Source organism: Streptomyces sp. C10-9-1 (genome assembly GCF_024497955.1).
In the GTDB taxonomy this organism is placed as follows: domain Bacteria; phylum Actinomycetota; class Actinomycetes; order Streptomycetales; family Streptomycetaceae; genus Streptomyces; species Streptomyces sanyensis.
The window spans coordinates 1-21,002 of the sequence record NZ_JANHKP010000003.1 but is presented as its reverse complement, the minus strand read 5'-3'; the positions used below and the strand labels follow the sequence as shown (position 1 = coordinate 21,002).

Annotated in this window: 16 protein-coding genes; 13 read left to right on the top strand and 3 right to left on the bottom strand. The window is 72.1% G+C overall.

Annotation, left to right across the window (positions count from 1 at the left end):
• The first annotated feature begins 161 nt into the window (after nt 1–161).
• The 4 genes from eccB (at nt 162) to NPS70_RS04645 (ending at nt 4,218) form a co-directional block, all read left to right on the top strand.
• Entirely contained in the window at nt 162–1,685 is a 1,524-nt protein-coding gene (gene eccB, locus NPS70_RS04660) for a type VII secretion protein EccB (RefSeq protein ID WP_256522722.1), read from the top strand.
• A gap of 11 nt (nt 1,686–1,696) precedes the next feature.
• Entirely contained in the window at nt 1,697–2,974 is a 1,278-nt protein-coding gene (gene mycP / locus NPS70_RS04655) for a type VII secretion-associated serine protease mycosin (protein ID WP_374211941.1), read from the top strand.
• A 476-nt stretch (nt 2,975–3,450) separates the two neighbouring features.
• The gene (locus NPS70_RS04650) at nt 3,451–3,789 is read left to right on the top strand and encodes a WXG100 family type VII secretion target (RefSeq protein WP_256522721.1); all 339 of its coding nucleotides are present in this window, start codon (nt 3,451–3,453) and stop codon (nt 3,787–3,789) included.
• A gap of 126 nt (nt 3,790–3,915) precedes the next feature.
• A complete protein-coding gene (locus NPS70_RS04645) occupies nt 3,916–4,218 on the top strand; it encodes a WXG100 family type VII secretion target (protein ID WP_256522720.1) in 303 nt (100 codons plus the stop codon).
• 179 nt (nt 4,219–4,397) lie between these two features.
• Here the strand turns inward: NPS70_RS04645 and eccCa are convergent, their stop codons facing one another.
• Complete coding sequence (eccCa, locus tag NPS70_RS04640) at nt 4,398–8,363, bottom strand: type VII secretion protein EccCa (protein ID WP_256522719.1); 3,966 nt, start codon at nt 8,361–8,363, stop codon at nt 4,398–4,400.
• Nucleotides 8,364–8,595: 232 nt separating this feature from the next.
• Here eccCa and eccD point away from each other — a divergent pair, with 232 nt between their 5' ends.
• From eccD to NPS70_RS04610, 6 genes are all read left to right on the top strand, one after another.
• Nucleotides 8,596–10,092, top strand: coding sequence for a type VII secretion integral membrane protein EccD (eccD, locus tag NPS70_RS04635; protein WP_256522718.1), 1,497 nt, complete (start codon nt 8,596–8,598; stop codon nt 10,090–10,092).
• A 156-nt stretch (nt 10,093–10,248) separates the two neighbouring features.
• A complete protein-coding gene (rpsO, locus tag NPS70_RS04630) occupies nt 10,249–10,536 on the top strand; it encodes a 30S ribosomal protein S15 (protein WP_033529274.1) in 288 nt (95 codons plus the stop codon).
• A 406-nt stretch (nt 10,537–10,942) separates the two neighbouring features.
• Nucleotides 10,943–13,156, top strand: coding sequence for a polyribonucleotide nucleotidyltransferase (locus tag NPS70_RS04625; protein ID WP_256522717.1), 2,214 nt, complete (start codon nt 10,943–10,945; stop codon nt 13,154–13,156).
• On the top strand, nt 13,153–14,532 hold the full coding sequence (locus tag NPS70_RS04620) for a pitrilysin family protein (protein WP_256522716.1): 1,380 nt from the start codon (nt 13,153–13,155) through the stop codon (nt 14,530–14,532). Before NPS70_RS04625 ends, NPS70_RS04620 begins: the two co-directional genes overlap by 4 nt.
• A 46-nt stretch (nt 14,533–14,578) precedes the next feature.
• The gene (gene dapB, locus NPS70_RS04615) at nt 14,579–15,331 is read left to right on the top strand and encodes a 4-hydroxy-tetrahydrodipicolinate reductase (protein ID WP_256522715.1); all 753 of its coding nucleotides are present in this window, start codon (nt 14,579–14,581) and stop codon (nt 15,329–15,331) included.
• Nucleotides 15,332–15,343: 12 nt separating this feature from the next.
• On the top strand, nt 15,344–15,796 hold the full coding sequence (locus tag NPS70_RS04610; protein WP_256522714.1) for a hypothetical protein: 453 nt from the start codon (nt 15,344–15,346) through the stop codon (nt 15,794–15,796).
• 79 nt (nt 15,797–15,875) lie between these two features.
• On the opposite strand, the gene NPS70_RS04605 is transcribed toward NPS70_RS04610, so the two are convergent.
• A complete protein-coding gene (locus NPS70_RS04605) occupies nt 15,876–16,424 on the bottom strand; it encodes a hypothetical protein (protein ID WP_256522713.1) in 549 nt (182 codons plus the stop codon).
• 99 nt (nt 16,425–16,523) lie between these two features.
• Nucleotides 16,524–16,787 carry a hypothetical protein gene (locus tag NPS70_RS04600; RefSeq protein WP_256522712.1) on the bottom strand — a complete coding sequence of 88 codons (264 nt, stop codon included), beginning with the start codon at nt 16,785–16,787 and terminating at the stop codon, nt 16,524–16,526.
• Between the two features lie 248 nt (nt 16,788–17,035).
• On the opposite strand from NPS70_RS04600, the gene thyX reads away from it, so the two are divergent.
• The 3 genes from thyX (at nt 17,036) to NPS70_RS04585 (ending at nt 20,784) form a co-directional block, all read left to right on the top strand.
• Nucleotides 17,036–17,773, top strand: a complete 738-nt coding sequence (gene thyX / locus NPS70_RS04595; protein ID WP_256522710.1) for an FAD-dependent thymidylate synthase — start codon at nt 17,036–17,038, stop codon at nt 17,771–17,773.
• Nucleotides 17,774–18,014: 241 nt separating this feature from the next.
• Nucleotides 18,015–18,914, top strand: coding sequence for a 4-hydroxy-tetrahydrodipicolinate synthase (dapA, locus tag NPS70_RS04590; protein ID WP_256522709.1), 900 nt, complete (start codon nt 18,015–18,017; stop codon nt 18,912–18,914).
• A gap of 184 nt (nt 18,915–19,098) precedes the next feature.
• Nucleotides 19,099–20,784, top strand: a complete 1,686-nt coding sequence (locus NPS70_RS04585; protein ID WP_256522708.1) for a ribonuclease J — start codon at nt 19,099–19,101, stop codon at nt 20,782–20,784.
• The last annotated feature ends 218 nt before the right edge of the window (nt 20,785–21,002 follow it).

Below are 21,002 nucleotides of genomic sequence, written 5' to 3'. Positions count from 1 at the left end.
TGTCCGTATTGGCCAACTTCCGCTTGGGTGTTGACCGGGCGATCAGCCTACCTGAGCACATGGGCGCCGATCGCGACAGGCATAGTAGGGGGGCACGGTCGGGCCGTGACCGACGTGTGTGGGAACCCGGCCGCCCGACGGGGAAGAGGGACTGCGGACAGATGGCATCACGACGGGACGAGCTGAACGCCTACACCTTCGCGAAGCGGAGACTGGTGGCGCAGTTCCTTCAGCCGAACACCACGGGCTCGGAGGAGGGCGCCCCGCGTCCCCTGCGGGCGGTCGCACCCGGTGCCATCGTCGGAGTCGTCGTGCTCGCCGTCTTCGGCGCCTGGGGCATGTTCAAGCCGGTCGCGCCCAAGGGGTGGGACACCCCGGGGGAGAACGTCATCATCGCCAGCAAGTCGACCACCCGCTACGTGGTGCTGAAGACCGGCAAGAAGGTCCAGCTCCACCCCGTGCTCAACATGTCCTCGGCCAAGCTGCTGCTCTACCCGGACAAGGGCAAGGTCATCAACGTCGACGAGTCGGTGCTGGACAGCGGCAAGATCCCCCACGGCCCCACGCTCGGCATCCCCTACGCCCCCGACCGCCTGCCGAGTGCGGAGGAGGCCGGCTCGGCCAAGCGGTGGGTGGTGTGCGAACGGCCCGGCGGAGGCGGCCGGTCGATCCAGAAGGCCGCCTTCGTCCTCGCCGAGCGCGAGCAGGACCGCACCGAGGGGTCCGAACGGCTCACCGGCGGTGAACTCCTCTACGTCGAGGACCCCGACGGGAAGCGGTACATCGTCGACGCCCGGGGCACGGCGTACCCGGTGGCCGAGGACGAACTGCTGCTGCGCACCATCGTCGGCCGGGAGGGCGCGCCCCAGAAGGTCTCCGGCGCCTGGCTGGACACCCTGCACAAGGGCGACGCCGTCACCTTCCCCGAGATCCCCGGGCAGCCCGGCGCGCCCGCCGGGGTCGAGGGCCTCCCCGAGGAGGTGGACAGGGTCGGCATGGTCATCTCCGCCACCGACGGCACCCGCAAGCAGCGGTACGTGGTCCTGGAGGGCAGCGTCGCCCCCGTCTCGGACTTCACGGCCAAGCTGCTGCTGAACGCGAGCCGCCACGTGGAGCTGGGGCAGAACGGCCAGGCGTCCGCCGTCAGCGCCGGAGCCTTCCGCCCGGGGCGCGCCTTCAACGAGGACAGGCGGTGGCCCACCGCCGAGCCCGTGCCGGTCAACGAGGCCGGTACCCGGTCCGGCAGCCGCAACACCGTCTGCAACGTGCTGCGGAAGGTCGACCGGAACAAGGGGACCACCACCCTCAGCACCTGGGCCGGCGACGACTTCCCCGCCCCGCTGCCCACGGGTGCCACCAGCGCCTACGTCACCCCCGGATCCGGTCAGCTGTTCCGTCAGTTCAAGGGGGCCAAGACGGACTCCGGCTTCCTCTTCCTCGTCACCGACACCGGTCTGCGCTATGCGATGCAGTCCAACGGCGACAGCGCCTCGGACGACTCCGGTATCGGCTCCTCGGGTACCGAGGAGGAGCGGCGGCAGCGCGCCACGGAGGCCGCACAGGCGCAGAACCGCCTGGGGTACAAGGGCGTTGAACCGCTGCCCGTCCCCGCGGCGTGGTCGACGTTCCTGCCCACCGGTCCCCGGCTCTCCACCGGCGCCGCCAGCCAGCCGCAGGGCTCCTGAGGGCGGACGGGATGACGAGCGCACCACTGATGAAGAGCGCCCGCGGGCACCGCACGGCACTCCGCCCGGCGGTCGTCACGGCCGCCGCGGCCCTGGCCTTCGTCGGCCTGCCGCTGCCCACCGCCACCGCCGACGGGTCCAGTTGCTCCTACCCCGGCGAGGTCTACACGGGACGGCCCTGGGCGCTGCAGCGCGTCCTGCTGGACGAACTGTGGAAGCAGTCCACCGGGAAGGGCGTCCGGGTCGCGGTGATCGACAGCGGTGTCGACGCCCGCCACCCGCAGTTGAGGAAGGCCGTCGACACCGGGGCCGGAGCCAACCTGCTGCCGAAGGACGCCAAGGACGCAGGGGGCAACAAGCTGGAGCGCGGCAGGGAGGACGGCACCACCGACACCGCCGGCCACGGCACCAGGGTGGCGGGCATCATCGCCGCCCGCCCGGCCAAGGGCACCGGCTTCGTCGGGCTGGCCCCGGACGCCGTGATCATCCCCATCCAGCAGAACGACGCCGACGGCAACGGCAACGCGGCCACCCTGGCGCAGGCCATCCGGCACGCCATCGCCCAGGACGCCGACGTCATCAACATCTCCCAGGACACCGCCGAGGCCGTCGAGCCGGAACCCGAGCTGAAGCAGGCCGTCGACGCCGCCCTGGCGGAGGAGATCGTCGTCGTCGCATCGGCCGGGAACGACGGGCTGGGCGGCAACGTCAAGAAGACCTACCCCGCCTCCTACCCCGGGGTACTCGCCGTGGCCGCCTCCGACCGCAACAACGAGCGGGCGCCGTTCTCCCAGTCCGGCGAGTTCGTGGGCGTCGCGGCCCCGGGGGTGGACATCGTCTCCACCGTGCCCGGTGGCGGCCACTGCGCCGACCACGGCACGAGCTTCTCCGCGCCCTACGTCGCCGGCCTGGCCGCGCTCGTGAAGGCCAAGCACGACGACTGGACGGCCAGGGAGATCGTGGCCCAGATCCAGCAGACCGCGGAGCGCTCCGTCGCCGGTCACGACCGCCTCGTCGGCTGGGGTGTGGTCGACCCGGTGCGCGCCCTCACCGAGGACGACGTGCGGATCGAGGAGCCCGTGGCGCACGAGGGCGTCACCCGCGCCGAGGCGCCGACCCCCGCGGAGGTCCATCTCGGGGAGAGCCCCCAGCAGCGCACGGCACGCCTCGCGACCTACGTGGTCGTGGGCGGGGTCGTGCTGGTCGCCGCGGCGAGCGGCGGCGCCGTGGCGGTCCGGGACTCACGACGCAGGCGGCGGCGGGCCGGGCAGGGCGCCCCCGCGCGGTGACATGGGCGGACGCCCCTCCCCGCGGTTGCAGCCGCACATGCGCAGCCATGGCCCGGACTGTTGAAGTCTCGTGACGGATAAGACACTTGGGCCCGTGTCAGCAGAGGCTAGAGTGAGGCGGGACGCCGCCGGAGGGCGGCGGGCTACCACGATCGCAACGCAGGACGACGGTAGCAAACGGGGAGGAACGGCTCATGTCCGAGCTGACGGTGACGGGGGAGGCCGCTGCGTCCCCCGGGTACCCGCGCGGGACCGTCGCGCCGGCGGCGCCCGGCGCCCCTGCGGCGGGCGCGGCCCTCGCGGGACCCCCGGCCCCGCCCCCCGGCGCCGCGGAGCGCACCGGGGGCGGCCCGGCGCCGCGCCCGGCCGCCCGGAGCGGATCCCGCTCCGGAGCGTGACCCCGCCGGCGGCCGGGCGCACGAACCCCCCGGCAGCACAGCCAGCAGGAACGGCAGTTCAGAAAGGAAACCACCACCGTGTCGCAGGGCCAGAAGCTTTCCGATGAGCAACTCATCGCACTGGAGAAGCAGATCCTGGAGAAGTTCAACTCGATCAAGGGTCAGCTCCACCAGATCCAGGGCACGATCGACAGCCTCGAAGGCCAGTGGAAGGGCATCGGAGCCGGTGCCTTCGACAAGAAGCAGTACGAGATCAACACCTCGATGGTGAACATCGGCAACATCCTCGCCAAGTACCTCGAGGCGATGAACGCGACGCGCAAGATCAAGGCGGGTACCGAGGACGACGTCCGCGCCGCCGTGCAGGCCATCAACGTCAACGACGGCGCGCCGAAGTCGAGCCTGGCCGGCCTGTAGTCCCGGCCGGGGAGCCGAGACCCCCCACGGGGCCCGGTCCCGCCGGCCGACGGGGCCGGCCGGAGCCGGCCTGCGGTCCCGTCGCGGGAGCCGGCCGGACACCACGAGAAGACGGAAGAGGTAACCATGGGAATGCACTCGAGCGACGAGCTCGTCGTCAAGTACGGCGCTCTCGACGCCACCGCCACTGTCCTCGGCAACCAGGCCAAGCGCCTGGAGGAGGACCTGCGGTCCATCAAGACGGCCGTGGCCAGCGTCGCCGCGGGCTGGGAGGGTGAGGCGCACACCTTCTACGTCGAGCAGCAGGCGAAGTGGGACAAGGAGGCCGAGGACATCCACCGGGCCCTGACCCAGATCGCCCAGGTCGTCGCCAACGCGGGCGGCGACTACATGGGCGGCGACAAGAAGGCCGCCAGCTACTTCGCCTGAGCGCGACGGGCGGTACGCCGCACGGCGGCGACCAGGGGTGGGCACGCGCGAGGGGTGCCCACCCCGAGCCGTTCCCGGGGCGTCTGCCCGCGGGAGCCGGCCCCGGTGCCGGGCGGCCGCTCCGCGGCGGCAGCACGAACGCCCCGCCTCCCCGGACCGGGGAGGCGGGGCGTTCGTGCTCACTCGGGGTCGCCCAGCCACCCCGTCTGGACCAGCGGGTTGCCCCGCTGCCGGGAGACGAAGACGCCCCGGCCCGGCGGCATCGGCCGCATCCGGGCGCCGAGGACGTCACCCTCGTGCGGGTCGCCGGACAGCAGCACGCCCTGAGCGCCCAGCTCCGTCATCCGCTGCATGAACGGCTCGTACGCGGCCCGGCTCACGCCCGCGCTGCTGCGGGCGATGATGAAGCGGACACCCACGTCCCGCGCGAACGGCAGGTGCTCGGTCAGCCGGGCGAGCGGGTTGCCGCTCGACGTCGAGACCAGGTCGTAGTCGTCGACGACCACGAAGACCGACGGGCCCGTCCACCAGCTGCGGTCGCGCAGCTGCTGGGCCGTGACGTCGGCCGACGGCGTGCGCCGCTGCATCAGCTCCGCCAGCGCGTCCACGTGGTGGTCCATGGCGTTGGACATCGGCACGTACTCCGCCAGGTGGGTGGCGGGGGTGACGTCCAGCAGCGCACGGCGGTTGTCGATCACGAAGAACTTGGCCGCGGCGCCGTCGTAGCGCTCCGTCACCTGCTTGATGAGCAGCCGCAGCAGGTTCGACTTGCCGGACTCGCTCTCGCCGAACACCAGGAGGAACGGGTCCCGGTCGAAGTCGACGAACACCGGCTCCAGGGCGTTCTCGTCGATACCGAACGCCACCCCGCGCCGCGGCTCGGCGTGGCCGGCGGGCAGCCGGTGCGCGGGCAGCTCCCGCGGCAGCAGCCGCACCTGCGGGGCCCCGGCCCCGGTCCAGTGCCGCCCGACCTCCTGCGCCATCGCCGCGGTGGCCTCGGACAGGTCGCTGTCCGAGCTGATCGAGTCGATCCGCGGTACCGCGGCCATGAAGTGCAGCTTCTCCGGTACGAGGCCGCGCCCGGGCACCCCGCTCGGCACGTTCACCGCGATCTTGCGGTCCACCTCGGAGTCCATGACGTCGCCGAGCCGCAGCTCCAGCCGGTTCATGAGGTGGTCCTTGATGTTGGAGCGGACCTCCATGGAGCGGGAGGCCGTGAGCACCACGTGGATGCCGTAGCCGAGACCGCGGGAGGCCATGTCGAGGACCGCGTGCTCCAGCCCCTCGTAGTCGGCGCGGAAGCTGCCCCAGCCGTCGACGACCAGGAAGACGTCCCCCCAGGGCTGCTCCGCGGCCGAGATCTCCCCGCGGGCGCGGAGCCTGCGGTAGGTGGCGATGGAGTCGATCCCCGCGCTGCGGAAGTACTCCTCGCGGGCGTTCATGATGCCGTACACCTCGGCGACCGTCCGCCGCACCCGCTCGGGGTCCAGCCGGGATGCCACGCCGCCGACGTGCGGCAGGCCCGCCACCGAGGACAGGCCGCCGCCGCCGAAGTCCAGCCCGTAGAACTGGACCTCCTGCGGGGTGTGGGTGAGGGCGAAGGCGGCGATCAGCGTCCGCAGCAGCGTGGACTTGCCCGACTGCGGTCCGCCGATGATCTGCATGTGCCCGGCGGCGCCCGAGAAGTCCCGCAGGAGCACGTCGCGCCGCTGCTCGAAGGGCTTGTCCACCACGCCCAGCGGGACCACGAGCCGGCCCGCGCCCTCGTACCCGGGCTGGGTCAGGCCGCGCCCCTCCACGGCGGTGAGCCCCGGCAGGAGCTCGTCCAGCGGCGGCGGGTTGTCCAGCGGGGGCAGCCAGACCTGGTGCGCCTCCACGCCGCGGCCCTCCAGCCTGCGGACGATGACGTCGAGCACGGAGTCGGCGAGGGCGTCGTCCTCGGAGGTGCGCGCCTGCGGCACCTCCGCCCGCTGCTCCTGCTGCACGTACCGCACCGGGACCGGTGCGGCGGTGAACAGCGCGGGCCGCCGGTCGACCGGACGGGGGCCGCCGGTGCCGGCCGTGTGCCGGCCGCTCCGGTACACCCCCGAGACATAGGCGGCCTTGAAGCGCACCATCTCGTCGGTGCCGTACTTCAGGAAGCCGGAGCCGGGGACGTTCGGGAGCTGGTAGGCGTCCGGCACGCCGATCGCGGCGCGCGACTCGGCGGCCGAGAAGGTGCGCAGACCGATCCGGTAGGACAGGTAGGTCTCCAGACCCCGCAACCGCCCCTCCTCCAGCCGCTGGGAGGCCAGCAGCAGGTGCACGCCGAGGGACCGGCCGATCCGGCCGATCTGCACGAACATCTCGATGAAGTCGGGCTTGGCGGTGAGCAGTTCGCTGAACTCGTCGATCACCAGGACCAGCGAGGGGATCGGCTGGAGCGCCGCCCCGGCGGCACGCGCCTTCTCGTAGTCGTGGATGTTGGCGTAGTTGCCCGCGTCCCGCAGCATCTCCTGGCGGCGGTTGAGCTCGCCCCGGATGGAGTCGCCCATGCGGTCGACCAGCGTCAGGTCGTCGGCGAGGTTGGTGATGACGGCCGCGACGTGCGGCATCTGGGACATGCCGGCGAACGTCGCGCCGCCCTTGAAGTCCGCGAGTACGAAGTTGAGCGTCTCGGACGAGTGGGTCACGGCCAGCCCGAGGACCAGCGTGCGCAGCAGCTCCGACTTGCCCGAACCCGTCGCCCCGACGCACAGGCCGTGCGGGCCCATGCCCTCCTGCGCGGCCTCCTTCAGGTCCAGCATCACCGGGGAGCCGCCCTCGCCGACACCGATCGGCACCCGCAGCCGCTCCGACTGCGAGCGCGGCCGCCAGGTCCGCCCGACGTCCACGGAGGCGGCGTCGCCGAGGTTCAGCAGGTCCGTGAAGTCCAGGTTGGCGAGCAGGGGTTCGTCGTCGTCGGAGCCTCCGCCGGCGCGCAGCGGAGCCAGCTGGCGCGCGAGCGCCTCGGCGGCCTCGGGGCCGAGCTGGTCCGGGGTCCCGTCGTAGACGAAGCCGTGGCCGGACTCCAGCCGCAGCAGCCCCGGACGGACGGTGACGCTGAGCCCGCCGCGCTGCTGCGCCGCCTCACCGGGCACCAGTTCCACCAGGGTCACGCCCTGGAGTCCCTCCGGCGAGGCCAGCGCCGAGGTCGGCGGAACGGACAGGCCGTCGAGCACGACCACGATGTGCGGCTGGTCCAGCAGCGGGTGCTCGGCGCCCTGGAAGCGCGGCCGCCCCTCCAGACGGACCGCCAGCAGGTCCTCCAGCGCGTGCGGGTCGGTGGCGATCAGCCGCCGGGTGCCGGCGCCGTCGCCCGGCCCGCCGTCCTGGCTGTGCGGGAGCCACTTGGCCCACTCCCAGTGCGCCGCCGCCTCGGGGCCCGCGCCCACCGCGACGACCAGGTCCTCGGGGGAGTGCAGCGCGGCCAGGGAGCCGACCATGGCCCGCACCGTGGCACGGGCCGCATCCCGCTCGCCGCCGACGGCCACCTGGTAGAAGGCCCGCAGCGAGAGCGCCATGGGGAGGTCGTCGACGGTGCCGTGGGCCGCCAGGAACTGCCGCATGGCGCCCGCGGTCAGCGGCTCCAACTCGTCGACGGGGGCGGTGTCCGGCGCCACCAGCGGCGTCGCGAGCTGCTGGCTGCCGAGGCCGACGCGCACCTGCGCGAAGTCGTCGTCCCCGGTCCGGCGCTCCCAGAGCCGGCTGCCCTCGGCCACCAGCGCCCACAGTTGCTCCGGCGAAGGGTGCAGGTAGAACTGTGCGTCGCGCTGCCGGTGCGCCGTGCGCAGCACGGCACGCCGCGTCTGCGTCAGGTACTTGAGGTAGTCCCGGCGCAAGTCCGCCAACTGCCCCTGGGTCCCCCGCCGGTAGCGCACCAGCATGGCGATGGCCATGGCCACCGTGGACGCGATCATGACCATGCCCATGATGCGCATCACGGGATTGGGCGTCATGAAGAAGAACACGACCGAGCCGCCCATGCCGAGCATCGGCAGGAGCTGCATCAGCGCGCCCTCCTGCTGGCCGCGGGGAAGCTCCGGCGGCGGTTGCAGCAGCACCTGCTCACTGGGTACTTCGGACGGCAGCGCCCGTGGTGGGCGCTTGACGACGATCTGACTCACAGCTCACCAATTCCCGTTGCCGGGCGGAATGTTCCTATCGGCGCCCCCGTGGCGACGGCTTCCGCCCGCGGTGAGGGATCCTACTTGCGCGGTGCCGCGCGGCTGAGGGGTAGGGTGGCGCGGCGTTCTTTGCGTTCCGGTGAACTACTGCAAAAAGGGTCATTGGGAGCGCCCGCGCCGAACAGGCCCCACCAGCAGGCCAGATCACCACGAGGGGGAGCAGTACGTGAGCATGACGGCCTCAGCGCCGGCCGCCGGCACCGGTCAGGCGGCCGCCGTGACCGTGACCGGCGGCGGCACCGGATTCTGCCGCGTCACCGTCGTCGCACCCGACGGCCGGGTGGACGTCGCCCTGCCCGACGACATCGCCGTCGCCGACCTGTACCCGGAGATCCTCCGCCTGTCCGGCCAGACCCCGGCCGAGGGCGCCCCGGTCGGCTACCACCTGGTGCGCCGCGACGGCACGGTCCTGGAAGGCGGCCGCTCCCTCGCGCACCAGCGCATCCTCGACGGGGAGCTGCTGTCCCTGCGCCCCTTCGCCGAGTCCCTGGCCCCGGCGGTCTTCGACGACGTCTCCGACGCCGTCGCCTCCGCCGTGGCGCGCGACCGCACCCTGTGGTCGGACGCCCTGATGCGCGGCGCGGGACTCCTCGCGGGCTCCGCCCTGCTCGTGCTGCTCGCCTTCGTCCTCTGGTCCGCGGACCCGCGCCACGACATGCACGGGCTGCCCGGCATCCTCGCCGGCGTCGCCGCCGTGCTGCTCCTCGCGCTGGCCTGCACCCGCGCCCGGGTCTACGACGACCGTGCGTCCGCCGTGGCCGTGGGCATCGGCGCGATGGCGAACGCCGCCGTCGGCGGCTCCGGACTGCTGCCACCCGGGGCGGGCGAGGGCGTCGGCAGGCTCCAGTTCCTGCTGGCCTGTGCCGCCGTCCTGCTCTGGGCCGTCGTGCTCACCTTCGTGGCACCCGCCGGGGACGGGCCCTTCGTCGCCTTCGCCCTCGCCGCCGCCCTGGGCATGGGTGCCACCTTCACCGCCGTCCTGGCCGAGCTCACCCCCTCCGAGGCCGCCGCGCTCTGCGCCCCCGTCGCCGTCGGGGCCCTCGCCTTCCTGCCCGGGCTCTCCACGCGCTTCGCCCGGCTGCCGATCGGCTTCGACCCGCCCCGCACGGGCGTCGGCGGCGACCCCGACCCCGAGCCGTCCGGGCCGGTGGACGCCGAGCGCATCGGCGCACAGGCGCGCCGCGGCCACGAGCTGCTGGTCGGCCTCGTCGGGGGCTGCGCCCTCACCGCGGTCGGCGCCGCCGCGGTGCTGGGGTTCTCGGACGACGTCTGGGCCCGGCTGCTCGCCTTCTCCACCGGCGTCGCGATGCTGATGCGCGCCCACCTCTTCCGCTACACCGCACAGGTCGCCTGCGCCCTGGCCGCGGGACTCGGCGCGCTGCTCCTGCTCGGCACCGGTCTCGCGCTGAACCCGCCCGCCGAGATGGTGCACGACGCCCTGCGGGGGCAGGGCGCGGCCCTCGACGTCCGCACCATCTGGCTGTCGGCCGCGGTCGCCGCCGTCGCCGCGGCGCTGACGGCCATCGGCCTGATCGTCCCGCGCAAGGGAGTGACCCCCTTCTGGGGCCGCTTCCTGGAGATCGCCGAGAGCTTCGTCCTGCTCACGCTGATCCCGCTGTGCCTGGCGGTCTTCGGCGTCTACCACTCCATCCGCGCACTGACCTCCTGAACCGCCTGGTAGGGTGTCCGGTGGCCGTATGTGTGCGCGCTCCCCGGTTCCCCGGGGGCGGCGCCCATCGGACCTCCGCCTCCGAGTCACGGAAGCTCCCCTGAGAAAGAGACCAGGGGCACTCGCGGGCGCATCGCACACCAAGAGGAGTACCGAGTGTCTCTCGACGCCGCCACGAAGAAGCAGATCATCAGCGAGTTCGGCACCAAGGAGGGCGACACCGGCTCCCCCGAGGTCCAGGTCGCCATGCTCTCGCGCCGCATCTCGGACCTGACCGAGCACCTCAAGACCCACAAGCACGACCACCACTCCCGCCGTGGTCTGCTGATCCTGGTCGGCCAGCGCCGCCGTCTGCTGCAGTACCTGGCCAAGAAGGACATCCAGCGCTTCCGTACGCTGGTCGACCGCCTCGGCATCCGCCGTGGTGCGGCCGGCGCCAAGTAACGCGCTCGCAAGGGAGCGGTTCCCGCAGTCGGGAGCCGCTCCCTTCGCCGTACCGGCCCGCGGCCGTCTTCGCCGCACCGCCGGGAACGGGGCTCCCGCCCTGTTCCGGCACGGCCCGTACCCCGCTCCGACCCCCCTCGGGGCGGCCGCCGCACCGCCGCCGCGCCCGCCTGTGCGTGCGCGACCGGCCGTACGGCAACTAGTCTGGTCACAAACGCACCAGCGACACAGGAGGGAAGCCGCCTGCCCGCCGCCGGTCCTCGGTAGTGGCCCCCGGACATACGCGACACACCAGTCCGGGTGCTTCGATCGAAGACCGGCCCGCACACAGGGCGTGCTTCTCCTCCACCGGTCCGGCTCCACACGGGCGCCGGAACGCAAAGACGAAACGTAGGAGAAACCGCTAGTGGAGAACGAGACCCACTACGCCGAGGCCGTCATCGACAACGGCGCCTTCGGCACCCGCACCATCCGCTTCGAGACCGGCCGGCTCGCCCGCCAGGCCGCCGGTTCCGCCGTGGCGTACCTGGACGACGACACCATGGTGCTGTCGGCCACCACCGCTTCCAAGAAGCCCAAGGACCAGCTCGACTTCTTCCCGCTCACGGTGGACGTCGAGGAGCGGATGTACGCGGCCGGCAAGATCCCCGGCTCCTTCTTCCGCCGGGAGGGCCGCCCCTCCGAGGACGCGATCCTCACCTGCCGCCTGATCGACCGCCCGCTGCGCCCCTCCTTCAAGAAGGGCCTGCGCAACGAGATCCAGGTCGTCGAGACGATCATGGCGCTCAACCCCGACCACCTCTACGACGTGGTCGCGATCAACGCCGCCTCCTGCTCCACGCAGCTCGCCGGCCTGCCCTTCTCCGGCCCGATCGGCGGCACCCGCGTGGCGCTGATCAAGGGCCAGTGGGTCGCCTTCCCGACGCACACCGAGCTCGAGGACGCCGTCTTCGACATGGTCGTCGCGGGCCGCGTCCTGGAGGACGGCGACGTCGCGATCATGATGGTCGAGGCCGAGGCCACCGAGAAGACCATCGAGCTCGTCAAGGGCGGCGCCGAGGCGCCGACCGAGGAGATCGTGGCCGCCGGTCTGGAGGCCGCCAAGCCCTTCATCAAGGTCCTGTGCAAGGCCCAGTCGGACCTCGCCGCCAAGGCCGCCAAGCCCGAGGGCGAGTTCCCGATCTTCCTCGACTACGAGGACGACGTCTACGCCGCCCTGTCCGACGCGGTCAGGGGCGAGCTCGCCCAGGCGCTGACCATCGCCGGCAAGCAGGAGCGCGAGACCGAGCTGGACCGCGTCAAGGCGCTGGCCGGCGAGAAGCTCCTCCCGGCCTTCGAGGGCCGCGAGAAGGAGATCTCCGCCGCCTACCGCTCCCTGACGAAGGCCCTGGTCCGCGAGCGCGTGATCAAGGACAAGGTCCGCATCGACGGCCGCGGTGTCACCGACATCCGCACCCTGGCCGCCGAGGTCGAGGCCATCCCGCGGGTCCACGGCTCCGCCCTGTTCGAGCGCGGCGAGACCCAGATCCTGGGCGTCACCACCCTCAACATGCTCCGCATGGAGCAGCAGCTGGACACCCTCTCCCCGGTGACCCGCAAGCGCTACATGCACAACTACAACTTCCCGCCGTACTCCACCGGCGAGACCGGCCGCGTCGGGTCCCCCAAGCGCCGCGAGATCGGCCACGGCGCCCTCGCCGAGCGCGCCCTGACGCCGGTGCTCCCGACCCGCGAGGAGTTCCCCTACGCGATCCGCCAGGTCTCCGAGGCGCTGAGCTCCAACGGCTCGACCTCGATGGGCTCGGTCTGCGCCTCCACGATGTCGCTGCTGAACGCCGGTGTGCCGCTCAAGGCCCCCGTCGCCGGTATCGCCATGGGCCTGATCTCCCAGGAGATCGAGGGCGAGACGCACTACGTGACGCTCACCGACATCCTCGGGGCCGAGGACGCCTTCGGCGACATGGACTTCAAGGTCGCCGGCACCAAGGAGTTCGTCACCGCCCTCCAGCTCGACACCAAGCTGGACGGCATCCCGGCCTCCGTCCTGGCCGCGGCCCTCAAGCAGGCCCGCGACGCCCGCCTGCACATCCTCGACGTGATGATGGAGGCGATCGACACCCCGGACGAGATGTCCCCCAACGCCCCGCGGATCATCACCGTGAAGATCCCCGTGGACAAGATCGGCGAGGTCATCGGCCCCAAGGGCAAGATGATCAACCAGATCCAGGAGGACACCGGCGCCGAGATCACGATCGAGGACGACGGCACCATCTACATCGGTGCCGCCGACGGCCCGGCCGCCGAGGCCGCCCGCGCCACGATCAACGGCATCGCCAACCCGACCATGCCGGAGGTCGGCGAGCGCTACCTGGGCACGGTCGTCAAGACCACCACCTTCGGTGCGTTCGTCTCCCTGCTCCCGGGCAAGGACGGCCTGCTGCACATCTCGCAGATCCGCAAGCTGGCCGGCGGCAAGCGCGTGGAGAACGTCGAGGACGTGCTCGCCGTGGGCGCCAAGGTCCAGGTCGAGATCGCCGAGATCGACTCCCGCGGCAAGCTCTCCCTCATCCCCGTGATCGAGGGCGAGGACGACGAGAAGAAGGACGACGCCCAGCAGTGACGTCCCGTAGTCCGCGAGCGACGGCCCGCACCTCCTCGGAGGCGCGGGCCGTCGCCCGTACCCAAACCCTGCTCAAGGGCCGGGACGGCATCGGCACCGTCCGGCGCACCACCCTGCCCGGCGGGCTGCGCGTGGTCACCGAGACGCTGCCCTCGGTGCGCTCGGCCACCTTCGGCATCTGGGCCCACGTCGGCTCCCGCGACGAGACCCCCTCCCTCGGCGGTGCCACCCACTACCTCGAGCACCTGCTGTTCAAGGGCACCGGGAGGCGCTCCGCGCTCGACATCTCGGCCGCGGTCGACGCGGTCGGCGGCGAGATGAACGCCTTCACCGCCAAGGAGTACACCTGCTACTACGCGCGGGTGCTCGACACCGACCTCCCGCTCGCGATCGACGTGGTGTGCGACATGCTCACCGGTTCGCTGATCCGGCAGGAGGACGTGGACGCCGAGCGCGGCGTGATCCTCGAAGAGATCGCGATGACGGAGGACGACCCGGGCGACTGCGTCCACGACCTCTTCGCCCGGACCATGTTCGGCGACTCGCCCCTCGGACGTCCCGTCCTCGGGACGGTCGAGACCGTGAACGCCCTGACCGCGGAGCGCATCCGCCGCTTCTACCGCAGGCACTACGACCCGACCCACCTCGTCGTCGCCGCGGCGGGCAACGTCGACCACGCCGCCGTGGTCCGCCAGGTCCGCCGGGCCTTCGAGCGCTCCGGTGCCCTGGACCGCTCCGACGCCCTCCCCGTCCCGCCCCGGGACGGCACCCGCGCGCTGCGTACCGCCGGGCGGATCGAGCACCTGGGCCGCCGCACCGAGCAGGCCCACGTGGTCCTCGGCATGCCGGGCCTCGCCCGCACCGACGAGCGCCGGTGGGCGCTCGGCGTGCTGAACGCGGCCCTGGGCGGCGGCATGTCCTCCCGGCTGTTCCAGGAGGTGCGCGAGAAGCGGGGCCTCGCCTACAGCGTCTACTCGTACACCTCCGGCTTCGCCGACACCGGGCTGTTCGGCGTGTACGCGGGCTGCCGTCCCGCCCAGGTCCACGACGTGCTGAAGATCTGCCGCGAGGAGCTCGACCGGGTGGCCGCCGAGGGCCTGTCGGACGACGAGATCGCGCGGGCCGTCGGCCAGCTGTCCGGCTCGACCGTGCTCGGCCTGGAGGACACCGGTGCGCTGATGAACCGCATCGGCAAGAGCGAGCTCTGCTGGGGCTCCCAGATGTCCGTGGACGAGATGCTCGCCCGGATATCCGCCGTCACCCCGGACGAGGTGCGCGCGGTGGCCGGTGAGGTCCTGGGCCGCCGTCCGTCCCTGGCCGTCATCGGCCCGCTGAAGGACCGGCAGGCCGACCGCCTGCACGACGCGGTCGCCTGACCCGTGCCGTGAACCCGTGAACCGTGAACCCGTGAGGAAGTAGTCGATGAGCAAGCTGCGCGTGGCCGTTCTCGGAGCCAAGGGCCGTATCGGCTCGGAGGCCGTCCGGGCCGTGGAGGCCGCGGAGGACATGGAGCTGGTCGGCGCCCTCGGCCGGGGCGACCGGCTGGAGAGCCTGGTCGACGCCGGGGCGCAGGTCGTCGTGGAGCTGACCACCCCGGCGTCGGTGATGGGCAACCTCGACTTCTGCGTGCGCCACGGGATCCACGCGGTGGTCGGGACGACGGGCTGGACCGACGAACGGCTCGGCCAGCTGAGCACCTCGCTCGACGCCTCCCCGGAGACGGGGGTCCTCATCGCCCCGAACTTCTCCATCGGTGCGGTCCTGAGCATGATGTTCGCCCGGCAGGCCGCCCGCTACTTCGAGTCGGCGGAGGTGGTGGAGCTGCACCACCCGAACAAGGCCGACGCCCCCTCCGGCACGGCCACGCGCACCGCCCGGCTGATCGCGCAGGCGCGGGCCGACGCCGGTTGCGCCCCTCAGCCGGACGCCACCGTGACCGCCCTGGACGGGGCCCGCGGTGCCGACGTGGACGGCGTGCCCGTGCACTCGGTCCGGCTGCGCGGACTCCTCGCGCACCAGGAGGTCCTGCTCGGGGGCGAGGGCGAGACCCTCACCATCCGCCACGACTCCCTGCACCACAGCAGCTTCATGCCGGGGGTCCTGCTGGGCGTGCGCCGCGTCGTCTCCGCTCCGGGCCTCACCCTCGGCCTCGAGAACTTCCTCGACCTCGGCTGACCGGTGGCGGCCATGCGAGCGAAGATCACCTACGCCGTCACGGCGGCCGTCCTGGTCGTCTACTTCGTGCTGGCCGGAGGCCGGGGCGTCGTGCTCATCCGGCACGGGACCCCGCTGACGGTCGCCTTCGGAGTGGCCGTGCTGGTCATCCCGCTGATCGGCGTCTGGTTCCTCTGGAAGAACACGCAGTTCGTCCGCCGGGCCAACCGGCTCGCGGCGGAGCTGGAGGCCGAGGGAGGGCTTCCGGTCGACGAGCTGGTGCGCACCGCGGGGGGCCGGATCGACCGGGACTCCGCCGACGCGGTGTTCGCCCGCCGGAAGGCCGAGACGGAGGACTCCCCGGACGACTGGCGCTGCTGGTTCCGGCTCGCCGTGGCCTACCACGACGCCCGGGACACCCCGCGGGCCCGCCGGGCGATGCAGCGCGCGATCGCCCTCCACGGGGGCCGTCCGGCAGCCGGCTGAACCGGCCGCCCGCCGCCGCTCGTGTGTGCGGGGCCGACCCCTCTCAGAGGGGTCGGCCCCGCACACACGAGGCGGCCGGTCAGGCGCCCCGGTACTCCGCGCCCCACGCCTCGACGGTGTCGGCCGCGCGGTCGAAGGCCTCCAGCCGGGCGAGGAAGTCCGCGTTGTGGTCGGTGAGCAGCACCAGCGGGTCCGCGCCCTGGCGCACCAGCGTCAGGGCCTGCCCCTGGACCGTCCGCGGCAGCCCCAGCCAGCGCACCGGCTGCTGCACGGTGCGCAGGGCCGTGGTGCGGTTCCACGGGAGGGTCGTGGTGGTGAGGAAGCCGACCCGGCGGACGCCGTGGCGGCTGACCCAGGTCCCCACGCGGAGCAGGCGCAGGGCCCCGGCGACGAGGGCGAGGCCGAGGAGCATGCACACCGACGCGCCTGTGACGGCACCCGCGAAGACGATGATCATCCCGGCGATGAACACGAAGGACGCGAGCAGCAGCAGCACGGCCGCCGTGCCGACCCGCCAGGGACCGGGCCGGTAGGGCCGCCGCCACTGGTCGTGGTCGTCGAAGGGCAGCGCGACGTCGTCCGTTTGCGCGTCGTATGCACGGTCGGCCGTCAGGAAGGGCAGGGGCACGGCGGATCCTCACTCACCAGCACGCTCGATGGAACTGTGCCCGGTGAGGCTATCGAGACGGCTGGTGGGGGACCACCCCCGGGGCCTCCGGGCGCGCCGTCAGCGGCCCGGAGCGGCCTCCGAGCTCTGCGTCTGCCCCGGCGCCCGTTCCGTGTCCAGGGCGGGAACCCCGAGCAGCAGGGCGCCGACGATGCCCCCGACGACGGCCATCCCCACCATCGCGCGACCCAGCAGCTCGCCCGCGCTCGCCCGCCGCCGCGGAGGGGGAGCGACATTGCTCCGGAAGGCGCCGGCCTCGGCGACGAACGCGAAGGGTACGGCTTCCGGGCTGGAGCCACCACCGGCGGGGCGGGGCAGGGACATCGGGCACATCTCCTCGGTTCGGTGCGGCGGGCGGGGACCGCCGCAGCAGGCGCTGTCGTCTCTGAAGACGCATCCGGGAGCCGTTCGGTGCCCGATTCCGGCGAGATTCTTCCGTCCCGGCCTTCGTCCCGGCGTTCTGCGCCCGCCGCGGGGGCCCGCCGGAGGGGGAGGACCACCCTGGGGAAACGCGAGCGGCCGCTCGTCGTTAAGGTGAGCGCCGCCCCTCGCGACCACCGGAAGGACTCCCCGTGCCCGAAACCCCCGCAGACGTCAAGCCGACCTATCGCAGCGATGTCACGGTCGAGCTGGTGAAGCACACGGCCGGCGACTCGGACGTGCTGTGGGCGGCCCGGGTCTCGACCGCGGGCGAGCAGTCCCTGGACGAGCTTTCCCGTGACCCGGAGCGCTCCAAGGGCCTGATCAACTACCTGATGCGCGACCGCCACGGCAGCCCCTTCGAGCACAACTCGATGACCTTCTTCATCAGTGCCCCGATCTTCGTCTTCCGCGAGTTCATGCGGCACCGGGTGGGCTGGTCGTACAACGAGGAGTCCGGCCGCTACCGGCAGCTGGAGCCGGTGTTCTACGTCCCGGACGCGGAGCGCAAGCTGGTCCAGGAGGGCCGCCCGGGCAAGTACACCTTCGTCGAGGGGACGCAGGCGCAGCAGGAGCTCACGGGCCGGGCGATGGAGGACGCCTACGCGCACGCCTACGAGGCGTACCGGGAGATGCTCGACGCGGGCGTCGCCCGGGAGGTGGCGCGTTCGGTGCTGCCCGTCGGCATGTACTCCTCGATGTACGCCACCTGCAACGCCCGCTCGCTCATGCACTTCCTCGGCCTGCGGACGCAGCACGAGGACGCCCGGGTGCCCTCGTTCCCGCAGCGGGAGATCGAGATGGTCGGCGAGCGGATGGAGCGGCACTGGGCGGCGCTGATGCCGCTCACCTACGCGGCCTTCAACGCCAACGGCCGTATCGCCCCCTGACCCGCGCCGCGGGGTGCCGGCGCCCGCCGGACCCTCAAGGGGACGGATCGGGGCACTCATGTACGAGTAACCCAGGTGAAGTGTCCGTATTGCGGCGTTTCGAGAAGTTCATCTAGGCTGATCAAACGGACCCGGCACTGCTTGAACCCCCGAGCAGGCAGTGCCGGGTTCCCCATCCCACGGCGTACGTCACGTCCCCCGAGGGGACACCGCGCACTGAGCAGCGAGTAGCGTGTCACCCATGGCTCCGATCTCCACTCCGCAGACCCCCTTCGGACGGGTCCTCACCGCCATGGTCACGCCGTTCACGGCGGACGGCGCACTCGACATCGCGGGCGCCCAGCGCCTGGCCGCCCACCTGGTGGACACCGGCAACGACGGCCTCGTCGTGAACGGCACCACCGGGGAGTCGCCCACCACCAGCGACGCGGAGAAAGACCAGCTCGTACGGGCCGTGCTGGAGGCGGTCGGAGACCGCGCCCACGTCGTCGCCGGCGTCGGCACCAACGACACCCGCCACAGCGTCGAACTCGCCCGCGCGGCCGAGCGCGCCGGCGCCCACGGCCTGCTCGCCGTGACGCCCTACTACAACAAGCCCCCTCAGGAGGGCCTGTTCCGGCACTTCACGGCCATCGCGGACTCCACCGGACTTCCCGTGATGCTCTACGACATCCCCGGGCGCAGCGGTGTCCCGATCGACACCGAGACGATCGTGCGCCTTGCGAGCCACCCGCGGATCGTCGCCAACAAGGACGCCAAGGGCGACCTCGGGCGGGCCAGCTGGGCCATCGCCCGCAGCGGCCTCGCCTGGTACTCCGGCGACGACATGCTGAACCTGCCGCTGCTCTCGGTCGGCGCCGTCGGCTTCGTTTCCGTCGTCGGCCATGTGGTGACCCCGGAGCTGAGGGCCCTCGTCGACGCCCACCGGGGCGGCGACGTCCAGAAGGCCACGGAGATCCACCAGAAGCTGCTCCCCGTCTTCACAGGCATGTTCCGCACCCAGGGCGTCATCACGACGAAGGCGGCCCTGTCCCTCCAGGGCCTGCCCGCCGGCCCCCTGCGCCTGCCGCTGGTCGAGCTCTCCCCCGAGGAGACCCAGCAGCTCAGGCTGGACCTTGCCGCGGGCGGGGTACACATCTGACACCAGGACTTCACAACTGAAGAACGGCAGCTGAGCTGCACACGAGAGAGAAGGAACCGGCCGACGCGGCCCCGAGGGCGGAGTGCCTGCACCCGGGTCGGCAGGCCGGGCGACAGCACGTGCACGAATGTCATGTACGCCACGTGCCCACGCGGTGCGTGGCGTACATGGTGAGGAGAGTCTTTTGAGTCATCCGCATCCCGAACTCGGCGCGCCCCCGAAGCTGCCCAAGGGCGGCCTGCGCGTCACCCCCCTGGGCGGCCTCGGCGAGATCGGCCGCAACATGACGGTCTTCGAGTACGAGGGCCGCCTGCTCATCGTCGACTGCGGCGTGCTCTTCCCGGAGGAGGAGCAGCCCGGTATCGACCTGATCCTTCCGGACTTCACCACCCTGCGGGACCGCCTCGACGACATCGAGGGCATCGTCCTCACCCACGGCCACGAGGACCACATCGGCGGCGTGCCGTTCCTGCTCCGGCTGAAGCCGGACATCCCGCTGATCGGCTCCAAGCTGACCCTGGCCCTGATCGAGGCCAAGCTCCAGGAGCACCGCATCCGCCCGTACACGCTGGAAGTGGCCGAGGGCCACCGCGAGCGCATCGGGCCCTTCGACTGCGAGTTCATCGCGGTCAACCACTCCATCCCGGACGCCCTGGCCGTGGCCATCCGCACGCCCGCGGGCCTCGCCGTGCACACCGGCGACTTCAAGATGGACCAGCTCCCGCTGGACCGCCGCCTCACGGACCTGCACGCCTTCGCACGGCTCAGCGAGGAGGGCATCGACCTGCTGCTCTCCGACTCCACCAACGCGGAGGTGCCGGGCTTCGTCCCGCCGGAGCGCGACATCTCCAACGTGCTGCGCACGGTGTTCGCCAACGCGCAGAAGCGCATCATCGTGGCCAGCTTCGCGAGTCACGTGCACCGCATCCAGCAGATCCTCGACGCGGCCCACGAGTACGGGCGCAGGGTGGCCTTCGTCGGCCGCTCCATGGTCCGCAACATGGGCATCGCCCGCGACCTCGGCTACCTCCGCGTCCCGGCCGGCCTGGTCGTGGACGTCAAGACCCTCGACGACCTGCCGGACGACGAGGTCGTGCTGGTCTGCACCGGCTCCCAGGGCGAGCCGATGGCGGCCCTGTCCCGGATGGCCAACCGCGACCACCAGATCAGGATCGTCCAGGGCGACACCGTCATCCTGGCCTCGTCCCTGATCCCGGGCAACGAGAACGCGGTCTACCGCGTGATCAACGGGCTCACCCGGTGGGGCGCGAACGTCGTCCACAAGGGCAACGCGAAGGTCCACGTCTCGGGCCACGCCTCGGCCGGCGAGCTGCTGTACTTCTACAACATCTGCAAGCCGCGGAACCTGATGCCGGTCCACGGCGAGTGGCGCCACCTGCGGGCCAACGCCGAGCTCGGCGCGCTCACCGGCGTCCCCAAGGACCACATCGTGATCGCCGAGGACGGCGTGGTCGTCGACCTGGTCGACGGCAGGGCCCGGATCGTCGGCAAGGTCCAGGCGGGCTACGTGTACGTCGACGGGCTCTCCGTCGGTGACGTCACCGAGCCCGCACTCAAGGACCGCCGCATCCTCGGGGAGGAGGGCATCATCTCGGTCTTCGTCGTGGTGGACAGCACCACCGGCAAGGTCGTGGGAGGGCCGCACATCCACGCCCGGGGCTCCGGCATCGACGACGGGGCGTTCTCCGCCGTGCTTCCCAAGGTCGAGGAGGCGATCGGACGTTCGGCAGCCGACGGCGTCGCCGAGCCCCATCAGCTCCAGCAGCTGGTCCGCCGCACGGTCGGCAAGTGGGTCTCCGACACCTACCGCCGACGCCCGATGATCCTGCCCGTGGTGGTGGAGGTCTGACGGTCCGTCGGGCCGCACACGGGAGCGGGGCGCCTCGATTTGCATCGGGGCGCCCCGCTCCAGTACGTTGTCACCTCCGCTCGAACGGGGCGCCCGCACACGACGTGCTGCGGGAGGCAGCCCGGGCCGGGGCGGGAAATTCCGACTCAGAATCTCTGATAAAGTCGGCTGCGCTGAAAAGGAAAACGCGAGAGCGGCCCCTTTGAGGCAGTCCCGCC